General features: G+C 46.3%; 16 protein-coding genes. 2 read left to right on the top strand and 14 right to left on the bottom strand.

Annotated features, from left to right (window positions below; translation table 11 throughout):
- Positions 1-7: 7 nt before the first annotated feature.
- From rfbD to rfbA, 3 genes are read right to left on the bottom strand one after another with little or no spacing between them, the layout of a single operon-like run.
- Positions 8-853 carry a dTDP-4-dehydrorhamnose reductase gene (gene rfbD, locus ANCC_RS17060; protein ID WP_006568206.1) on the bottom strand — a complete coding sequence of 282 codons (846 nt, stop codon included), beginning with the start codon at positions 851-853 and terminating at the stop codon, positions 8-10.
- Positions 850-1887 (bottom strand): dTDP-glucose 4,6-dehydratase, encoded by a 1038-nt coding sequence (gene rfbB / locus ANCC_RS17065; protein ID WP_006568205.1) that lies wholly within the window; start codon positions 1885-1887, stop codon positions 850-852. The genes rfbD and rfbB overlap by 4 nt, the downstream gene beginning before the upstream one ends.
- Positions 1888-1904: 17 nt before the next feature.
- The gene (rfbA, locus tag ANCC_RS17070; protein WP_006568204.1) at positions 1905-2786 is read right to left on the bottom strand and encodes a glucose-1-phosphate thymidylyltransferase RfbA; all 882 of its coding nucleotides are present in this window, start codon (positions 2784-2786) and stop codon (positions 1905-1907) included.
- A 215-nt stretch (positions 2787-3001) separates the two neighbouring features.
- On the opposite strand from rfbA, the gene ANCC_RS18095 reads away from it, so the two are divergent.
- Positions 3002-3097, top strand: a complete 96-nt coding sequence (locus ANCC_RS18095) for a putative holin-like toxin (protein WP_156340705.1) — start codon at positions 3002-3004, stop codon at positions 3095-3097.
- A gap of 162 nt (positions 3098-3259) precedes the next feature.
- On the opposite strand, the gene ANCC_RS17080 is transcribed toward ANCC_RS18095, so the two are convergent.
- From ANCC_RS17080 to pdxR, 3 genes are all read right to left on the bottom strand, one after another.
- On the bottom strand, positions 3260-4447 hold the full coding sequence (locus ANCC_RS17080) for a MerR family transcriptional regulator (RefSeq protein ID WP_006568203.1): 1188 nt from the start codon (positions 4445-4447) through the stop codon (positions 3260-3262).
- A gap of 184 nt (positions 4448-4631) precedes the next feature.
- Positions 4632-5072: an HIT family protein gene (locus tag ANCC_RS17085; RefSeq protein WP_006568202.1), complete on the bottom strand. Its 441-nt coding sequence runs from the start codon at positions 5070-5072 to the stop codon at positions 4632-4634.
- 113 nt (positions 5073-5185) lie between these two features.
- Positions 5186-6601, bottom strand: coding sequence for a MocR-like pyridoxine biosynthesis transcription factor PdxR (pdxR, locus tag ANCC_RS17090; protein WP_006568201.1), 1416 nt, complete (start codon positions 6599-6601; stop codon positions 5186-5188).
- A gap of 118 nt (positions 6602-6719) precedes the next feature.
- Between pdxR and ANCC_RS17095 the strand changes: the two genes are divergently transcribed.
- The gene (locus ANCC_RS17095; RefSeq protein WP_006568200.1) at positions 6720-7604 is read left to right on the top strand and encodes a DMT family transporter; all 885 of its coding nucleotides are present in this window, start codon (positions 6720-6722) and stop codon (positions 7602-7604) included.
- 65 nt (positions 7605-7669) lie between these two features.
- Here ANCC_RS17095 and ANCC_RS17100 read toward each other — a convergent pair whose 3' ends face one another.
- Genes ANCC_RS17100 through ANCC_RS17135 form a run of 8 tightly spaced genes read right to left on the bottom strand, consistent with a single transcriptional unit; the run spans position 7670 to position 18486 of the window.
- Positions 7670-8284 (bottom strand): hypothetical protein, encoded by a 615-nt coding sequence (locus ANCC_RS17100; RefSeq protein ID WP_006568199.1) that lies wholly within the window; start codon positions 8282-8284, stop codon positions 7670-7672.
- 19 nt (positions 8285-8303) lie between these two features.
- On the bottom strand, positions 8304-9842 hold the full coding sequence (locus ANCC_RS17105; protein ID WP_006568198.1) for a Hint domain-containing protein: 1539 nt from the start codon (positions 9840-9842) through the stop codon (positions 8304-8306).
- Between the two features lie 14 nt (positions 9843-9856).
- On the bottom strand, positions 9857-10945 hold the full coding sequence (locus tag ANCC_RS17110; RefSeq protein ID WP_006568197.1) for a hypothetical protein: 1089 nt from the start codon (positions 10943-10945) through the stop codon (positions 9857-9859).
- A gap of 10 nt (positions 10946-10955) precedes the next feature.
- Positions 10956-11717 (bottom strand): hypothetical protein, encoded by a 762-nt coding sequence (locus tag ANCC_RS17115; RefSeq protein WP_006568196.1) that lies wholly within the window; start codon positions 11715-11717, stop codon positions 10956-10958.
- 14 nt (positions 11718-11731) lie between these two features.
- Positions 11732-13081, bottom strand: coding sequence for a hypothetical protein (locus tag ANCC_RS17120; protein WP_233458284.1), 1350 nt, complete (start codon positions 13079-13081; stop codon positions 11732-11734).
- On the bottom strand, positions 13021-16419 hold the full coding sequence (locus tag ANCC_RS17125) for a PDDEXK family nuclease (protein ID WP_006568194.1): 3399 nt from the start codon (positions 16417-16419) through the stop codon (positions 13021-13023). The genes ANCC_RS17120 and ANCC_RS17125 overlap by 61 nt, the downstream gene beginning before the upstream one ends.
- Positions 16416-17234: a hypothetical protein gene (locus tag ANCC_RS17130; protein ID WP_006568193.1), complete on the bottom strand. Its 819-nt coding sequence runs from the start codon at positions 17232-17234 to the stop codon at positions 16416-16418. The genes ANCC_RS17125 and ANCC_RS17130 overlap by 4 nt, the downstream gene beginning before the upstream one ends.
- Entirely contained in the window at positions 17206-18486 is a 1281-nt protein-coding gene (locus tag ANCC_RS17135) for a hypothetical protein (protein WP_006568192.1), read from the bottom strand. Before ANCC_RS17135 ends, ANCC_RS17130 begins: the two co-directional genes overlap by 29 nt.
- Positions 18487-18494 lie beyond the last annotated feature (8 nt).

The raw sequence follows: 18494 nt of genomic DNA on the forward strand, positions 1-18494 counted from the left end.
GTTCCTCCTAATACCCGATTTCTTTTAAATATCTGGCAAGAGCATCCTGCCATGCCGGCAGCCTTTCAAAACCGTTTTGTGTAAGTTTGTCCTTACTCATCCGGCTGTTTTCCGGTCTTTTTGCCTTGGCCGGATACTCATCGCTGCCCACCGGAGCTACTTCGATTTCGATGCCCGCCTGCTTAAATATTTCACAGGCAAATTCATACCAGGTGCAAAGTCCTTCATTTGTAGCGTGATATCTGCCATATTTATCTGTCTCTATCATATCTGCTAAAAGCCTTGCCAGATCATAAGTATAAGTAGGAGATCCGGTCTGATCGTTCACCACGGTAAGCCTGTCATGATTTTTAGCCAGGTTCAGCATTGTCTTGATAAAATTTTTACCGTTGACTCCGAACACCCAGGCAATCCTCACAATAAAAAACTTGTCCAGATTCTGTTCAATGGCAAGTTCTCCCTCGTACTTTGTCTGCCCATATACGTTCAGCGGATTCCTCTCATCATCCGGATCCCACGGTCTTTCTCCCTGTCCGTCAAACACATAATCTGTGCTGATGTACATCATCTTAAGATCCAGATCACGGCATACACGGGCTATATGTTCAGTGCCGTCCGCATTGATCTTCCTGCACAGTTCTGCATTGTCTTCTGCCGCATCCACCGCAGTGTAAGCCGCACAGTGGATTACTGCATCCACATCTGCAGCCGTTATCACCTGCCGTACTTTTTCGGCGTCTGTGATGTCCATTTCCTGCACATCCACACCGATCCCTTCATGGCCTCTCTTTTTCAGTTCGTCCATGACATCATGGCCCAGCTGTCCGGCTGCCCCTGTGACTAATATCTTCATACCTGCTCCTGTTCTAACCTTTTTCCGTATTGGTTCTCAAAATAGTTTGCATATTCACCGGACAAAATATTCTGCCACCATTCTTTGTTGTTCAGATACCATTCAATTGTCTGACGAATTCCGGTATCAAATGTATACTTTGGCTTCCATCCAAGCTCTGTCTCTATCTTTGCCGGGTCGATGGCATAGCGCATATCATGTCCCGGGCGGTCTGTCACAAATTTGATCAGGCTTTCCGGCTTATCCAGTGCTTTCAGTATGGTCTGCACGACCTCAAGGTTTGTGCGCTCGTTGTGTCCGCCTACATTGTAGACTTCTCCCGGTTTTCCTTTATGGAGGATCAGATCGATGGCCTCACAGTGATCAGACACATGGAGCCAGTCTCTGACGTTCTCTCCTTTTCCGTATACCGGCAGTTCCTCATCTGCCAGCGCCCTGCTTATAATAAGCGGAATCAGCTTTTCCGGGAAATGATACGGTCCATAGTTGTTGGAACACCTGGAAATCGTCACTGGCAGTCCGTATGTGCGGTAATAAGCCAGGACAAACAGATCTGCGCTGGCCTTGGAACTGCTGTATGGACTGGAGGTGTGGAGAGGTGTATCCTCTGTAAAAAATAAGTCCGGACGGTCCAGAGGAAGATCCCCGTACACTTCATCCGTCGATACCTGGTGATACCGTTTTACCCCATATTTTTTTGAGGCATCCAGAAGCACTCTCGTTCCCATCACATTGGTGGTCACAAAAATACCGGGATCCGTGATGGAGCGGTCTACATGGCTCTCCGCCGCAAAGTTTACGACCATGTCAAATTGTTCTTTTTCAAACAGGTCCATGATAAATGCTTCATCTGCAATGTCACCTTTTACAAACTTGTAGTTCGGTTTATCCTCAACTGGTTTTAATGTTTCTAAATTCCCCGCATAGGTGAGCAGGTCCAGATTCACAATCTCATCGTTGGGGTATTTGTTCACCATATGATGCACAAAATTCCCTCCGATAAATCCGGCGCCGCCGGTCACTAAAATCTTCATAAATGTTTTCTCCTGTCTTACTTGTCTATATACTTTCCATTCATAACGTCTAAGAGGTACTGTCCGTACTGGTTCTTTTTCAGAGGCTCAATGTCTTTTAACAGCTGGTCCCTGGTGATCCAGTGCTGAAGATATGCAATCTCCTCCGGGCATGCAATCTTCCTGTGCTGGTGTGTCTCCACTGTTTTGACAAAGTTGGTCGCCTCCACGAGAGATTCATGTGTCCCCGTGTCCAGCCATGTGAATCCCTGTCCAAGCAGGGTAACTTCCAGTTCTCCATTTTCCAGATAGATTTTATTCAAATCTGTAATCTCTAACTCACCTCTGTCCGAAGGTGCAAGGTTCTTTGCATACTCTACAACCCTGTTGTCATAAAAATACAGTCCCGTCACACAGTAATTGGACTTTGGATGTTCCGGCTTCTCTTCTATGGAAATGGCTTTTCCGTCAGAGTCAAACTCCACGATGCCGAACCTCTCCGGGTCATCTACATAATAGCCGAATACCGTAGCCCCACTCTTCTTGTTGGCTGCCGCCTGAAGACGTTTCCTAAGCCCGTGTCCGTGGAAAATATTGTCCCCCAGAACCATCGCCACATTATCATCACCGATAAATTCTTCTCCAATGATAAATGCCTGTGCAAGCCCGTCTGGTGAAGGCTGAACCTCATAGGAAAGCTCGATTCCAAACTGATGCCCGTCTCCTAAAAGCGCCTCAAACCGGGGTGTGTCGTCTGGAGTGGAAATGATCAGAATCTCCCGGATGCCTGCGTCCATGAGCACAGACAGCGGATAGTAGATCATCGGCTTGTCATAGATGGGAAGCAGCTGCTTTGACGTAACCATGGTCAGCGGATACAGCCTTGTCCCGGAACCGCCTGCTAAAATAATTCCTTTCATAATGAATATTCCCTTTCTCTTTGTCCGTTATCAGTTAGTGTCATTATAATGGGTGACGTAACGTAACCGTCAAGGCTTGATTCTATATTCTAAATATCTTCTTTATTGTAAATATATTGTTTTTAAATACAGAAAATGTTATGATGTTTAGACGGAGCAATCTGTGTACAAGGTGGTAGCCTCCCAACTTTTGATAAAGAGGGGAGGTGGTGCTGATGACTACATATGAGGCTTTATCTTTAATGATAACGTTTGGAATGTTCATTTTGGCACTGCTTGCCTATATTGATAGGAAAAACAAGCGCAAATAAATAAACCTACCTTTGTACTTAGCCAGTCAAGGTAGGTTTATTTTATACCCAAGAGGCTAACCACCAACGTGGGCAGTTTGCTCCTTTCTTTATCTTTAATATAACATTATTTTAGCTTATTGTAAACCATCGATCCTCCTTTTATTTCCATCTATTTTCTTGTCATTTCTCTTTCTTTGACACAAATACACCAGCCTGCTTTGTAATTTTTACTTGTCCCTGTGTATCTATTTTCTTTTTCAGAAACTTCTTAAATTCCATCTGGCGGTTATTTAATATCTCATTCTGGTTCCCATGACAGGAAAGAATATAATCCAGCAGAGGCTCTGCCTCGGTAACGATTAAAGCATCCTCATACCCTATCTTTTTCACATCCGCAAAATACCTTTTAAGAACAGCTTCCCCTTCCTCCAGGCCAAACATATCAAAAAGATTTACTTCCGACAGACTAATGCGCGGATCAAACTCCTGGACCAGCATCGTGACTTCCTTCATATGCTCTTTTCCATAAGCGCTGCAGTAAAAAATCCCGTCATCTTTCATCACTCTGCATATTTCCTCTAGTGCCTTTTGAAGACTGCCAACATAAAACAGCACATGATTGGCAATAACCCGGTCAATGGTCTTATCAGAAAACGGTATGTTCTGGCAGTCAAACCTCCGAAATAAAAAATCAGGTCCCCTCACCCCTCCAAGATTCTTTTGGGCATCAGACAACATCCCTTCCGAGATATCCGATAGTATGACTTTCATACCTGACAATTCTTTTGTTTGTTCATTTTTCCACATCTGTCCATTGCCGCAGCCGACCTCAAGCACTGTATCCGCATCCTTGAAATCCACAAGAGAAAAAAGCCACGGGAACCACCCCTGTTTATTTACAGAAAACCTGTCATGCAGGCTGATTCTGATATCCAGGTTTGTGGAGTTTTGATAGTGTTCTACCAGAGTCCGCTCCATACTCGTCATATGGATCAGGCCGAGAATCTCATTCCAGTCTACCTCGCTGGTCTCTTCAATTATTTTTGTCGTCTTTCGCAAAGCTTCTTCCATCAGCTTCAAATGCTCTGCTTTTTTATGAAGCAAGTCCGCCTGCATCTGAAGCGATTTTGTAATATCTGATACATCATCGTTGATTGTCATATTTTTGATCTCTTCCAACGAAAATCCCAGATATTTTAAAGACAGCACCTTTTGGAGTTTTAAAAAGTCCTGATCAGTATACATCCTATATCCCGCATCATTGCGGAAGCTGGGCTGTAAGATACCTTTTTTATCATAATACCTTATCGTCCGGATGGTCACTTTCGCCCTTTTGGCAAATTCACCGGTAGTATAACACTTCTGCATAAGATTCCCGCCTCCCTCGCAGTTTCTATCTACCAGTATAAGTGATTCCGCTTTTGCCTACAAGCCCGTGTACCCGCACGAACTTTCCTGTGGCGGAACAACGCGGGCAGGACCACTTCAATTTTCCTATGAAATAAAACAGCTGAACAGAACCCTTTCACCGGAATCTGTTCAGCATCACTCATTATTTTATATTTAATTCCTTTTTAAGCTGACCGATCATTGTCTCATATTCTTCATCGGCGAGAAATTTTGGTTCATCATTTCCAATGGCAAAAGCTCCTCCGAACTCAAATCCGCCCTCATATTTGGGAACCAGATGAAAATGCAGGTGAGGCAGCTTGTCCCCGTAAGCGCCGTAGTTGATCTTTGTACATCCCCAGAGTTTTTTTATAGCTCTTGCAGCTGCCGCTACATCATCTATGTAATCATGTCTCTGTTTTGGTTCCAGGTCAAACAGCTCACTCTTATGCTCCGGCACTGCGACTACACAGCGTCCTAAATGAGCCTGATCTTTAAACAGGTATAAAACCCCCTCCTTCATCTGCCCCACTTCGATCATCAGATCCTTTCGCCCCTGATGGTCCGGGTCACAATAAAAACAACCTTTTTCCTTTACCGCCATAGCATTCTCCTTTTGATTATAAACTGATTACATTATGGTTATATTATATTCCTTTTATGAATATAATTCCAGCAACTTTATATTTATTTTTTGATCAAAGATGGAATCTGCCATTAAATCCATTCTTTCCACGCTGCTCTCAGCCGTTCCACACAATCAGGAATATCCTCTAAAGAAATTTTGGCAAAGCCTAGAAACAGAGAATTGGGCGGACAGGCAGCCTTTTCCTGCCAAAACTGCATGGTCGGATACACTTTTACCCCACGCTCAAGTGCTTTTCTTATTAACTCATTTTGATCAGCCTGCCCGGCAAACTTTAAGAGGAAATATTGTCCGGTACCGTTTCCGGATATTTCAATCCTGTCTTTTACATCGGCTAATTCTTCTGAAAAACGTTCCAGCCGCCTGCGGAATATATGGTTCAGCCTCCTGACATGGCGGTCATATTGACCCGTTTCTATCAAACGTGCAATGACATACTGATTAAGGAGCGGAACCGTACTGTTGTAATTTTCAAACCTGTGAAAATAAGCTTTCAGCAGCTTTGGAGGCAATATCATATATCCCATGCGCACTGAAGGGGAAAGCGCTTTTGAAAATGTTCCAAGGTAGATGACACGGTCATCTCTGTCTATGGACTGCAGCGCCGGAATAGGTTTTGAGTAATATCGAAACTCGCTGTCAAAGTCATCTTCCATAATAAAGGCATCATTCTTCTGCGCCCATTCAAGAAGTTCATACCGGCGGCCGGCGGATAAGGTGACACCGGTTGGAAACTGATGGGACGGAGTTGAGTAAACGGCGCAGGCATCAGACACACGTGGAAGCTTGGATACTACGATTCCATGTTCATCCACAGGAACCTTCTGCACATTTATATTGTTATTAGAAAATACCGCTGCCGCTTTATGAAATCCCGGTTCCTCCATCAGAATCGTCTGCCTTCCAGGCGGGAACAGCCTGCAGAGATAGTCTAAAGACTGCTGTATCCCACATGTGATAATGATTTGATCTTCGTCACAGGAAACACCTCTGATCCGCTGCAGATAAGACAGCAGATTTTTTCTCAGGTATAATTCTCCCTGCTTATCCTGACAGGATGATATTCTGGCCTCGTTTTCCAGCATATCCAGGCATTCTAACGTACAGCGTTTCCAAAATCTCTTCGGAAACAGATCGCTTGTCTGACTGCTGTTTGTCAAATCGTACAGAATGTCAGGCTGTTTTCTTTCCACAGGCATCGCTTGTTTTAAACGGGCCTGAACCGGTCTCTCCCTGCTGACAGTAAGTTCCGGAACCTTTGCGGCAGTATATCCAATCCCTTTCTGCGGTATGATATATCCCTCCGCGGCCAGCTGGCCATAAGCACTGTTTACCGTATTCCGGCTAACCCCCAGGATACCGGCTAACCCCCTGCTGCCGGTTAATACCTGACCTTCCTTGATAATGCCGTTTAATATTTCCTCTTTTATTTGTGCATAAATCTGCATATACAAAGGTTCATTGTTTTTTCTGTCAAGAATAATCATGAAATCCCTCTCCCGGTGGTACTATTTTTTTAGTATATAGTGGGTCTTTTCATAGTTCCAGTGTAAGTGTATCATGTTTTAAACACAAAGGAAACCTGCACAGACGGAGGACAGACTCTTGAAGATTATAAAACGGAACAACGAAACAAAATATGTACTGCTTGAGCTCTTAGCAGTTGCATTCCTTGCAGCAGGAGGCATTTTTGTAAAACTCAGCTCACTGACTCCTGTCAGCACCGGGTTTTACAGAGTTCTTTTTTCACTCCCTCTGCTGCTGCCTCTGGCGTTCAGGGGCCTGCGCATTTTAACCAAAAAGGATGTACTCATTTTATTTCTGGCCGGAGTTTTCCTCGCCGGTGATGTAGCATTGTGGAACCTATCTTTCAGCTATACATCCGTAGCAAATGCAAACTTACTTACAAATCTGACGCCTTTTACTGTGATACCGGTCTCATACTTTTTATTCCGGGAAAAGATACCGAAGTTATTTTTAGCAGGAGCTGCGGTAACCTTAATCGGAGTCTTTGTTTTATTGGGCGGAAAGATCAGCCCACTCCAGTCAAACTATTTTGGAGATTTTCTCGCCTTTAGTGCTTCTTTTTTCTATGCGGTTTTTATCCTGATCTCCTATCGTTTAAGAGACAGATACGAAAGCAGTGTCATCATGTTTGTAAGCGGGTTCGGAAGTGCCCTTGCATTGGGGGTCACCTCAGTTTTAACAGAGGGCATCCAGATTCCCCATGGGACAGAGCAGCTCTGGCCGCTATTGGGACTGACCCTCTGCCTTCAGGTCATCGGACATAACCTGCTGGCCCACTGCCAGGGAAAGCTCAGTGTGAACCTTTCCTCGATCGTATGTTTATGCCAGCCGGTCATCGCCTCACTTTATTCTTATTTTATTTTTTCCGAAGTTCTTTCTCTAAGGGAAGTCCTGGGAATTGCCATTGTGATTGCCGGTGTATATTTAGTAAAAGCCCAGTATTCTAATAAAATCAAGAAATAAGAAGCAAAAAAAGCCTGTATATGCAGGCTTTTTCTGACTCACGCGGCATACCTGGCTTTTTAGTCTCAGGCCTGTGCCGTCTCCTTCAAGAAGTCTTCAATCATAAACATGTTCATCGTGTCTGTGACTTTTTTACGGTTTGTCTTCCACACGGAAAAATAGATCTCATCGAGAGTGAATAAGTCTATACTTCCAAGAAGCTTAGAAGTATCCGCTTTCAGGCTGAAAGCATATTCCAGCTCTTTTTCCTCTGTTCCATCCTCCTTTTTAGCAGAACGGTAATACAAAAACGCCTGCTGTACATAGATACGGATAGACATTGGATTAAAGCCGCCGCCTGCTTTCTTAGGATCGCTCATACTGTTCACGGTACTATTCAGCTGAGTCTCCATATCCGCAACCTCTTTATCTCCTTCTTTGGCACCCATCAATTTCCTGACTTCTTCCACCATCTCCTGTATGGTCATTCCCTCCTGGCCGGCAGAATCCGTCGGCGCCAGCAGGAGCATCATGACGTCCCCATCTTTTTCAAGCGCCGCCACAAAATGATTTTTCAGCAGCGTAAATTTCACTCCCGCATTGATGCGTACAGGAATCGCCACACTGGTCCCCGTCCCTCCTTCCATAACTATTTCCGGTTCCTTTGGCACTACCTCGCTTGGTTCTTTTGGATCTGGCATAATGTTTCTCCTTTCTCTTTTATGATAAATTTTTAAACTTCTCTAAATCATTCAGGATATCCTGTGAAAGCTTCGGTTCCGGCTTCTCCATACTGTTTTGCTTTCCGAAGTCTCCCACATAAAAACCATTGGCAAAAAAACCTTCTCCATCTTCCAGTTCCAAAGAATATACCCGGTCATAATAAGGCTCGTCATAAACCTCATCCACCGGACTGTACAGTTCTCCATCCATACAGATCTGTTCTGACCCAGTGAGTTCCCCTGCCTGTTTCCATCCTTCCTTTGTCATGACCGGATGGTCCATTGTCATCATGATAGTTTTTTCTCCAGCCTTTATATATTTCAAAATTTCTTCATTTCCAGTATAAATATTGCTGACCTTTTCATAATTTCCCTTGGCAGAAGCCACATAATCCCCACTCTTTACATCGCACACCGGTATACTGCCCCGGTCCCTTGTTTTGATCACAGCTTCTTTTTCAAGGCAGCCCCAGAGCAGGTGCATACATGGGATCTCTACAACATTGCCTCCCTCATATTTTTTAGGAACCAAATAGCTGTCCATCTGCAAAGAATATCGATACCCGTCTGTACATGAAAACTCTATATCCATAGATAAATAAAAATCATCTTCCCCTGCCACGCCGCCCTGGCTGATAAAACTGTTCCACGCCTGAGGCAGAACTAACAGATATCCTTTTGTAAAGCTCTGCGATATCTGAGGATAATATGGAAACATGTTGTACCACTGAGATGCGGGGATTAATTTAATCTGCTGAAAATTCTGAAACTGCACTGTGGAATGTCTGGCGCTGTAAATATAAATGTCTCCCTGTACTCTGGGAGCTTGGGCCGCCTGCTTTCCTGCGTCCAGCTCAAACTGCACGGCAATCGGCAGATAAACACAAAAATTACTGTTCCTTCTCTCGGGGTTGGCATAAAAGTAGTCCGATGTACCCATGGCATCTGTACGAAAATAAACAATGTTGATCTTGGATCTCCCGGCTTTGGGCTGCGGATGAAGAACCTGGCCTTTCCCGATAATATCCAAACCCGCACCAATAACCGCGGTTCCCTTCATATTTCCTGACTTAACCGGCTTCCAGATGTCAGGAACCCTTAACATATAATTGATTTCTGCCTGTATTCCGGACAGTTCGTCCTGTTCCATATGTATATTTTCCTTGATCATAAGAAAGCTGCACTGTGGTACCGAATAAGAAAAAGTCCATGTTTTTCCCTGCCCATTCCAGACTTTCAGCTTTGCAATCAAATAATCGGGTCCGCCCGATTTATGGATCTTTCCATTTACGGTCAGTATCTTTTTCTTTGGATCATAAAACAGCTTTAATTTTTCAAATTCCTCCCATCCGTCAAAATCGGCATCCTGTGAACTTGTCCTTCCCTCTTCCTTCCGGTTTCCGGACTGCTTTTGTGCCGTTCTCATGTCTTCATACAATGCCGGGTATTCCTCTTTTAATTTCTGCTCTCCTCCAAATATACTGACGAGGATCTCTTTTTCTTTCCCCTTAAAAAGTTCCGTCTGTATTTCCCGCATAATATACCCCTTTCTTACCCTCTGTAAATATACTGACTGCTGTCCTCATAAATATTTTCAATTTTCGTCCTAACGGTACGAAATTCAAACAAATACTGATTACCCGTATTGGAGATCACTCCGGCCCGGAGCAGAAAGTCCGCAAAAAGCCCGTCTCCGCTGTCATAAAGATTCCAGAATTCCTCTGCGAGTTCTGTGTAAATACGATTCTCTGCCGTTTCTTCAGGACTGTTTCCGTCATTATATTTTCTGCTTCTGAGAAAGTTAAAAACACTTTTTTCATTTACTTTCAAATAATTCACCAGCTTATATACCGGTGACCTGGGAAGCACACCCCACATGTTTTTTTCATCTGCGTGATTTCTGTCAAAGTCTGAAAAATGCTCGTGATCCGGATGCTGCCTGACATAAAGTCTTACTGACCAGTCAAAGATCGATCCGGCGTAACTGTACATAAATTTCTGCTCCGCCGTGGGACTGACAGCCCCCAGCGGATCAGCAAGTTCTTCCGACAGGTCTTTCATCCATGGCATATCCCATTTTCGCTGATCCCAAAGTGCTTTCTGTAAAAATTCACTTGTAAGATCATCTCTCCCGATCCCGATTGTCATCTGATTGGCACATCGGATAACGGAGTGGTACTCATTCCGGAAAAAATAAAATTTTCTTCGGTCGCCCGGTTTTCCTTTTATTTTATACGTCTCCGATCCTTCTCCCTGAATCTCTGCCGAGAATTCACCGGCAGTATAGTGTTTCCCACTGACTGCAAAGTCAGCGTCCGCCGGTTTTTTTGTATGTTTCTGCATAGGAACAAATTCCCTGACAAAAAGTTTTATCGCTTCTTTTCTTTTTCTCCACCGATCCGCTTCATGGTTTCCTGCAGGCGTGGTGGCAAGCTCCAGCTGAAAGCATGTCCCGAATCCGGGAATCGTTATCCTTGTATCTGCGGTTACATCGACGAGCTTCTCCTCGCCATTCCAGATAGAAGCAATGGTCTTGCTGTCCTGGTCCATCTCAGCCGGCGAACCATCCTCATTGACGAGAAACAGATATACTTCTTTTACCTCTTGTTCCGTACCGATCGTAATACTTTCGTAAGCCATATGAACCTCCTTATTTCAATTCAAATGGATAGATGTCCGCAAATTCAATCTTTCCCTTTTCTCCTGCATCGCACCGGACAGAAAGTGTTACAGTCTCTCCGCCTGTCCTGGCAAAAGAAGCGCGCCCGGAAGCATTTTTGGCAAATGTAGTCTTGTGATCCGACGCCTCGATGATGACGTCCTTTCCATCATTGTTCGCAACCCTCCACGATAGCTCATATTTTTGCTCATTTCCGTTCTTCATCATCACATATTTGAGCCTCTGGATTTCCGGTGCATCCGACCTTCCCGCCTTAACCGTTTTTTCTTTATATCCGGTTTCTCCGCCGGCTGTCAGAATATCGTATCTGTATACGGTGTATTGGTTCTTTAACACATAACTTCCTGAACGCCCCTCAACTCTGCCGATTCCATGATCCAAATACCCAAAAGCAGTTTTGGTCAGCTGAAAATCAAATTTCGTCTCCTCACCGGAACCAGCAGGGCCAGCAGGGGACACAGAAATTCCTTTAACATCCTCTCCCCCGCTGAGTTTGGCTGTAATCTCTTTTTGTACACTCTCCCTGTCCTTAACTGCTCTGAGAATTACGGTCATTGTTTCATAAATATAGATTTCCATCTCTCCATTACAGTCAACTTTCCAGTTGTATGGATAAATTATACAGAAATCGCAGCCCGGACAATCCCATTCAATCTTCAGAAGTTCTCCTGCAGCCGCCTCGTATGTCTGACCCGGGCCAGTGCCGTTTATCTTAAATAACTTCACTTCCATGGCATTCCCCTTTCTTAAATCGTGATCTGATACTCTTTTCCTGTACCTTCATCGTAGCCTTCTACATACATCGTCACCAAAATATTCTCTCCGGCCCTTGCCGGGTCTGTTCCCGTCAAGATCTGCTGCCAGCTTCCCTCCGTACCCAGATCCTCACCTCCCTTTATGTCGTAAAGTTCATTTCGTTCACGGTCCTGAAAAACAATGCGGATGGATTTGGCTGTATTATTACTTCTCAGTTCATAAAGCTTCCACAGCACATCCAAAATTTGAAAGCCTTTATAAAATGTAATGGTCTTCTGGAAATGTACGACATCCATTCTCTCATCCTCTGTTCCATAGTAAACAGCACTTTCCACAGATGTATTTTTTCCCCCTGCGGTCAGAGCAACAGGGCGTCCCGGCGTATACTCACTGAGATTCGCCGACCCGGATGCAAAGCTTGTGGAAATACCGTTTATTTTAATGTGATCCCCGCAGCATACGTCCCACTTAATCTTTTCTTCCTCATAGTCGGCCCAAAACTGTCTCAGGCAGAGCGGCAGTACCTGGATCGAAATTTTTCTTGTATCCTTCTTCTCACCGTTAACTGCTTCCAGCGTATATTCCGTCGTATCAGAAACAGTCACTAACTCACTGCTCTTTGCCGGATCGATTTCCTTCTTTGACGCTCCGGTATACAAAAACAGCTTTTGGGCGTTTTGGACAAACCAGCTGAGCCTGACCTGCTCTCCCGACAGAGCACATCCCGACTCGGGATAAAAATCCTGAACCTTCACTGTGTGATCCTGTTCTTTTTTTATTTCCAGTCCATATTCCTGCGGATCTTCTGCAAGAATCCCGACTGTGCACCGGATGGCAGCAGTACCTTCTGCGGCAGTGGTCACCACGTTTTCCATGGTCAGATCCATAATCTGTTGATCTTTCATTGTCCACGCCTCGCCCGGTGTTAAAGCATAAGTAAATGTTTCTTCCTCCTCAAACCTGCATGCATACCACCCCACATTTCCGCTTCGCTTTTTTTTCTGTTTTTTCAACTCTATAAATTCTTCTTTTGAAACATCCACCACAGTCCAGTCATCTATTTTGAATTCTATCTGTCTGAGGTTCTTCATTTCCGCAAAATCAGTGCTTTTCACCCCCGCCGGGAACGCATACTCAATCTGGCTGATCAGCGGTTCTTCATCCTGATCAAATGTCACCTTGATCTCCAGCTTGTTTTTGACCGGAGATATCTGACTGTCAGAAACAATCAATTTATTTTCTCCCACAGTCTCAAATGTAAATTTTCCTTCCACCACAGTCACCCCTTTTCTTGCACACCGGCCTTCAGCAGCAGCCAGCCTTCTTTGATCTGTTTCCACTCTTCTTCCTGGTCCGTATCCAGCCACGGAGGCTTGATGTCCCGTTCCTCATTTTTTATTCCCGGTTTTTCAACGGATAAAAAACTCCATTCTTTTTCCATAGCTTTGGGAAGAAACATCTGCAGCTGGCTTTGCGGCGTCAGGAAAGGGCCGTAAAATAACGTAAGATAAATATTCTCCATGGCCCGCTCTGTCCATGCTTCACTGAGCTTCATTTCCCTGACCGGAAGCAGCCCTGTCGTCATGCTGATATTTCCTGCCGGATGAAACAAAACAGTCAGTCTTGCAGGCAAAGCGTCTTTTGCGGTTTTCATGTTCAGTGTTGTATTCTGATCCAGATATGCCGTCCTGCTCTTCGCTCCCTTCTCTCTCCGGCACTGATGAAATACAGAAAATCCGCCGCCCTCTCCGTGCAGATAAAATCCTGCAGTGCCGTCTGTCTGGCGGACTTCATCTCCGATGCGGAGGGGGATCGAAAACCGTTCCAGGAGAGACTCGGCCCTTTCACTGTCATCGTAAATCATAGGCACAGGACTGCTGCCCTTCACATCCACCCCAATCTCGATTCCTGCCAGAGCCAGAGGCCTTCCCATGCCGGCCTGGATCTGCTCCTTGGCGGTACCCCCTCCGGATCTGCTTGTCCACATACTGTCATCGAGAGCCTTTAAAAATTCCGGCAGCGCGGACGGTTCTCTCCTGCCGGCTTCTAAAAGCCCTTCCGCAAATCCCCGGAGGCTCGGTCCCATCCCGTCTAAAATCTCCTCTTCTTTTCTTGTCTGTCCAGGCGGATTTCTCAGAGAAATTTCATACATGCCGCTGCCGTCCATCCTTATGGTATTTTGAATACTTCCGGCCATGGTGCCGTCCGGATGATAGATGTGCAGACAGGAATCCAAAAGGTTCACCCACAGCCATCCAAAAACCGGTGACAGTTCATCGACTATACCTGTCTCCTCCATAATCCAGCGGCTTTGAATCCTCATAGGCGCCAGAATTCTCGGTCTCAGCAGAAATCTCGGTGCAGGATTATCCTTCCCCATACGAAGGTTCTCAGGCACGATGACATCCCCTACATCGTACTTCAGCACCCTCCCAAAGCTGTCGATCACCCGGACCCTGTCAATCTTTCCGAAACCAGCCCTTATAGGATAAAAGGCCTCCTCCGGCTTTCTCTGGTTTCTCTTCGACTGATTCAGGTCCTCGTAAAGCTCTGTCCCCTGAACGGCCCGGGAAGTCAGTGCCGTGATTTCCTGATCTAACGTCCGGTTCATCCACGGAGCCACAACCACACTCTCCTTTCTGGTGATCAGTTTGTCATGAAAACCGTCCAGATTCTGTGACAAAATCTTCATTCCCGCCATCTTATTGCCTATATCCCTGTACTTCTCGTCTGAGACATATTTTTTGAACATCCCTGACAGATAGTCAGACCCATATGGCGACAAAATACATCTGCCGGTGAAAGGCTCAAAGACTTCCTCCCCGATGGTTTCTCCTTCATAGTCAAAATCCGTCTCGCTAAGCCTCCAGTTCTCAAGGCCCAAAGCCCCCTCTTTTATCTTCGGGTCAGGATAATACTTCATGCTCCACTCAAGGATCAGGGGATTCCACGCCGGACACCAGATATAATTTCCAACGGGGCTGGCCAATGTCCCCCCGCATAGATTTTCTTGTCTGTTAAGACAGTCCTCATATGCCGTGACCGTATGAGACATCAGCCTTGTATCTCTCTGTTTTTTATACCGGCGAAGAAGCTTGTCTGCCGTGTAGAAAATACTGCCCCGGGCAGTCAGTACCCCCTCCCGTACAAGCTGTTCTATGACCGGCTCTCTGATCTGCTCCGTTCCCTCTAAAAGATGTTCGCCTGAAATCCTGGCTTCTTCCCCCTCCGTAACTCCGGAAATCTTCACTATGACTTCGGAAATGAGATCTTTCCGCCTGCGCTCTGGTATTTTACCGTCAATTTTATATTTTTCCAGCCGCTTATAGATGCTGCTCTGGTCCGCCCCTTCCAGCAGGAACGTAAGGTCTCTCGGCCTCCAGTATCTCTCTCCGGGCGTTTCGATCAGCGCTTCCCCGTCTCCAAGCAGAGCTCTGAGTTTTTTTACCGCCTCCTGCTCCACAAATTCCTCATGTTCCCTTTTCTTTTCCAGACCAGTAACCGCTTCCATTCTCTGTGAAATTCCGCTCCTTGCCTTTTCAAGAAATTTGGGGTCCATCGCGTATTTTCGCCAGAGCAGATAGATCTCCTGCCGTTTTTCTTTCATCTGTTCCTCATATTCCTCCTGATGTTTTCTGCTGCGGGAAATCTCATAAAGGATCTCCTCTCTTTCCCGAAAACAACCGGCTTCTTTTCCCTGAATTTTAAGCTCTTCCCTGGAGGGTTCCGGGCGGAACTGGTACTGTTTGACCTTCTTCTCCCCCTCCAGAGCCCCGTCAAGTTTCTCCCAATCGGACAGGGTCCCGAAAAACAAATGCTTCAGCACTTTTTCCATCTCCGGCTGCTTCAGATAATAGCTTCCGAGGGCTGCTGCCGCCTCTTCCAGCGAATTCCCCACCGCCACATTGGGCATATTGGTGCCGCTTGGGATCCCTGTCTCATAGCTGCCGTAAGGACCCGTCCATTTGATTCCGGTGACAATTCCATGGCACACCGTATGATCTTTGGGGGCGTCATTCTCTGTCCAGCCGCACACAATATAAGTAAGCCTGACAAAATCCTCTGTCCCCTTTTTGACCTCAAGATCAGAGAGACTATCATAGCAGCCAAGGACATTTTTACACTCCGGATAATATCCGCTGAAATGAGGTTTCCCCGTACTCACTGCCGAAAGATGTGAAAAGTGCTCTCCAGGAGAAGTCACCACCCCGTCCCAGTCTCTCATTTTGCCCAGAAACCGGTACGGCTTTTTGGGATCATCATATCCGATGGACGTGTACTGTTTGTCGCTGTCTGGGAACGCCGATAGAAGATCACTCTCAAGAATCCAGTTTTTTCTTCTCAAAACCGGTTCCTTTCCTTCGCTTTCCAAAACCGCGATCCTTGTCACCGTCCACCGGTTGGGAAGGTCTGGATAGACGATATCCCCGCCTTCCTCCTGCTGGCTTCCGTGGGTATACTCCTCCGGAAGAATGAAATGCAGATGTACCCCGGGCTCCTCTGTGCTGCTCTTCTCCGTAAATGTTTTGCTCTCCATGTCATCTCCCGTCGGCGCTGCCAGCAAACTCCGGTAATTTTCATTGATGTTAGCTATGGGAACATTTCCGCTGCCAAACACGGCGGCTTCCACATGGATCGGGAGCAGACGCATTTCTTCAAGATCATCTGAAATCCTCATTTAAGTTCCTCCCCCATTGTAAATACTCCGGTCTGTGCGTTTTGTATCATCTCCAGGGCAAATTCCGCCGATGTCATATTCTGAAGCCCTGCTGCCTCCTTCAGTCTGGCCGCCGAGGCCTTTACATCGATCACCCTGTTTTCTTTGGATTTCAAAACAAGCTCTGCCTGTCTGCCGCCCAGCTTTCCCTCTTCGATGTCCCGGACCGTTTTCTTAATTATCCCGTCTTCGGTAAAGAACCCAAAATGAAGTCCCTCCGGAGGCTGCGCGATCTCAAGCCGCCGTATTTCTCCCTTAAAAATTCCCAGAAGAACCTGCCGCCCGAGAGTTTCAATCCGAAGCGCCTTTAAAGGTTCTCCTCCCTCCCGCTGGTCATATGCCCGAAATTCCAATCCCCGAAAATTTTCTGTTAACACGGAGTTCAGCAAAAATCCACTGATCACTTCCGGGACTTGTTCTCCTGTATCCATGTACTCTCTATCCTGGAGTTTCAGGCGCACCTGCTCATTTTCCCTTAATGCCTGACGGTAAATATCCACGATCAGTTCTGTGTCGTGGGAATAATCGATGGACGCATTCCTTCCCACACTGCAGATCCCGTCCAGCATCGCCAGCACCCAGTTGTGATCCACCTGAAAAAAGTTCAGGCTGTCCTTTTTCAGCATATCCGGCACCGGAAACAGGTACGCCGCCGGCACATGATAAAACAGGCTTGCCTCTTTTAACATTTCCAGCACTGATTCCGGAAATTCTTCGGTGCCCAGCCCCTCAAAATAGCCGGTCCGGTCACAATTCCCCTGAATCCATCGTCCCATCGTCCTCATCTCCTTTCCCGGCTGCCAGCTGTCCCGCCGCCCGGACGCATGCGTTTATCAGCTGTTCCCCCACATCTTTTCCCTCTGCCGGAATCCGGTCAAGAAGCTGGCTCTGCTGAAAGTTCTTTGCCGCTTCCGAGCAGTGATCCAGTCTCCAGGAAACCAGCTCTCTGCACACCGTCAGATGATTCATGGATACCATCCGTCCCAGCTGCCATGCGCATGCATAACTCACATCCATCATTCCGCAGTCGGGGTCATAAAAATAAAATTCATCTGAGAATATCCGGTATCTGGGTTTCATCTGCTTCTCTCCGTATGGAATCCACGGTCCCCGATACCAGGAAACCGTTTTGCTTCCATCCCTGACATCGTGGTTCACCGGACAGTACCCCCGGCTTAAAATATCCAAAAGTTCCCCCGGCTTTCCTTCCGGGTTTACTGCCCTTTTCAGCACGCCGGGAGAAATTCTCTTCAAAGCCGCCCGAAAATCACAGGGTTCCTTTGTGACTGCAAACTCCCATGTATACAGACAGATCAGACGCACAAATTCTGCATTTTCAGGAATGGTGATCCCTTCATACTCTTTCAGAGAAACCACATAAACTTTATGAGAAGTCTTACCCCCCTTTTCCTCCGGCTCTTTCGGATACCTGTTGGACACCAGGCAGGAAAATGTCCCGTTTTTGACCAGAGGATCTGTGACCTTATCATCAAGCTTCACCTGCCTTACATGGGTGAGCAGTTTTCTCTCTTCCGGATCTGTGCACAGCCGGCGGAATAATTTCAGGGGAATATCCACAATCTCACATGTTTCATCCCCGGTTTCGGCATCGCTGTTCTGTAACCGCAGGTGTTCAGAAACAAAAATACCCTGTTCTTTCTGACAGCAAACCTCTGCCGTTTTCATCGCACGCTTCTTCACTCCCTCATCCTCCGTACAGAGGAATACAGCCAGCCCCGGGCTTCCGTCCCGGCACCCGAACTCCCACGGCAGAGTCCCCCGGCTGAACACAATATGGGGAAGACAGTTTGAAAACTCCCCTTCGCTCCCTGCCGCCGGATAAACAGAATACACCTCTCCGGGGTCCATCGAAAATCTTTTTGCCGCGGCGACCAGATGAATCGTCTCTTTGCTCTGCTTTTCCGTACCGCCTTCTCTGATCCCGGTATTCAATCCTATTTCCAGCTCATAAAGCCCGCTCTTTATCTCAGGCAGGTCTTCATCTGCAAACCTCATGCTCACTTCCATAGCCGGAC

This window comes from Anaerostipes caccae L1-92, assembly GCF_014467075.1.
Classification (GTDB): Bacteria; Bacillota; Clostridia; order Lachnospirales; family Lachnospiraceae; genus Anaerostipes; species Anaerostipes caccae.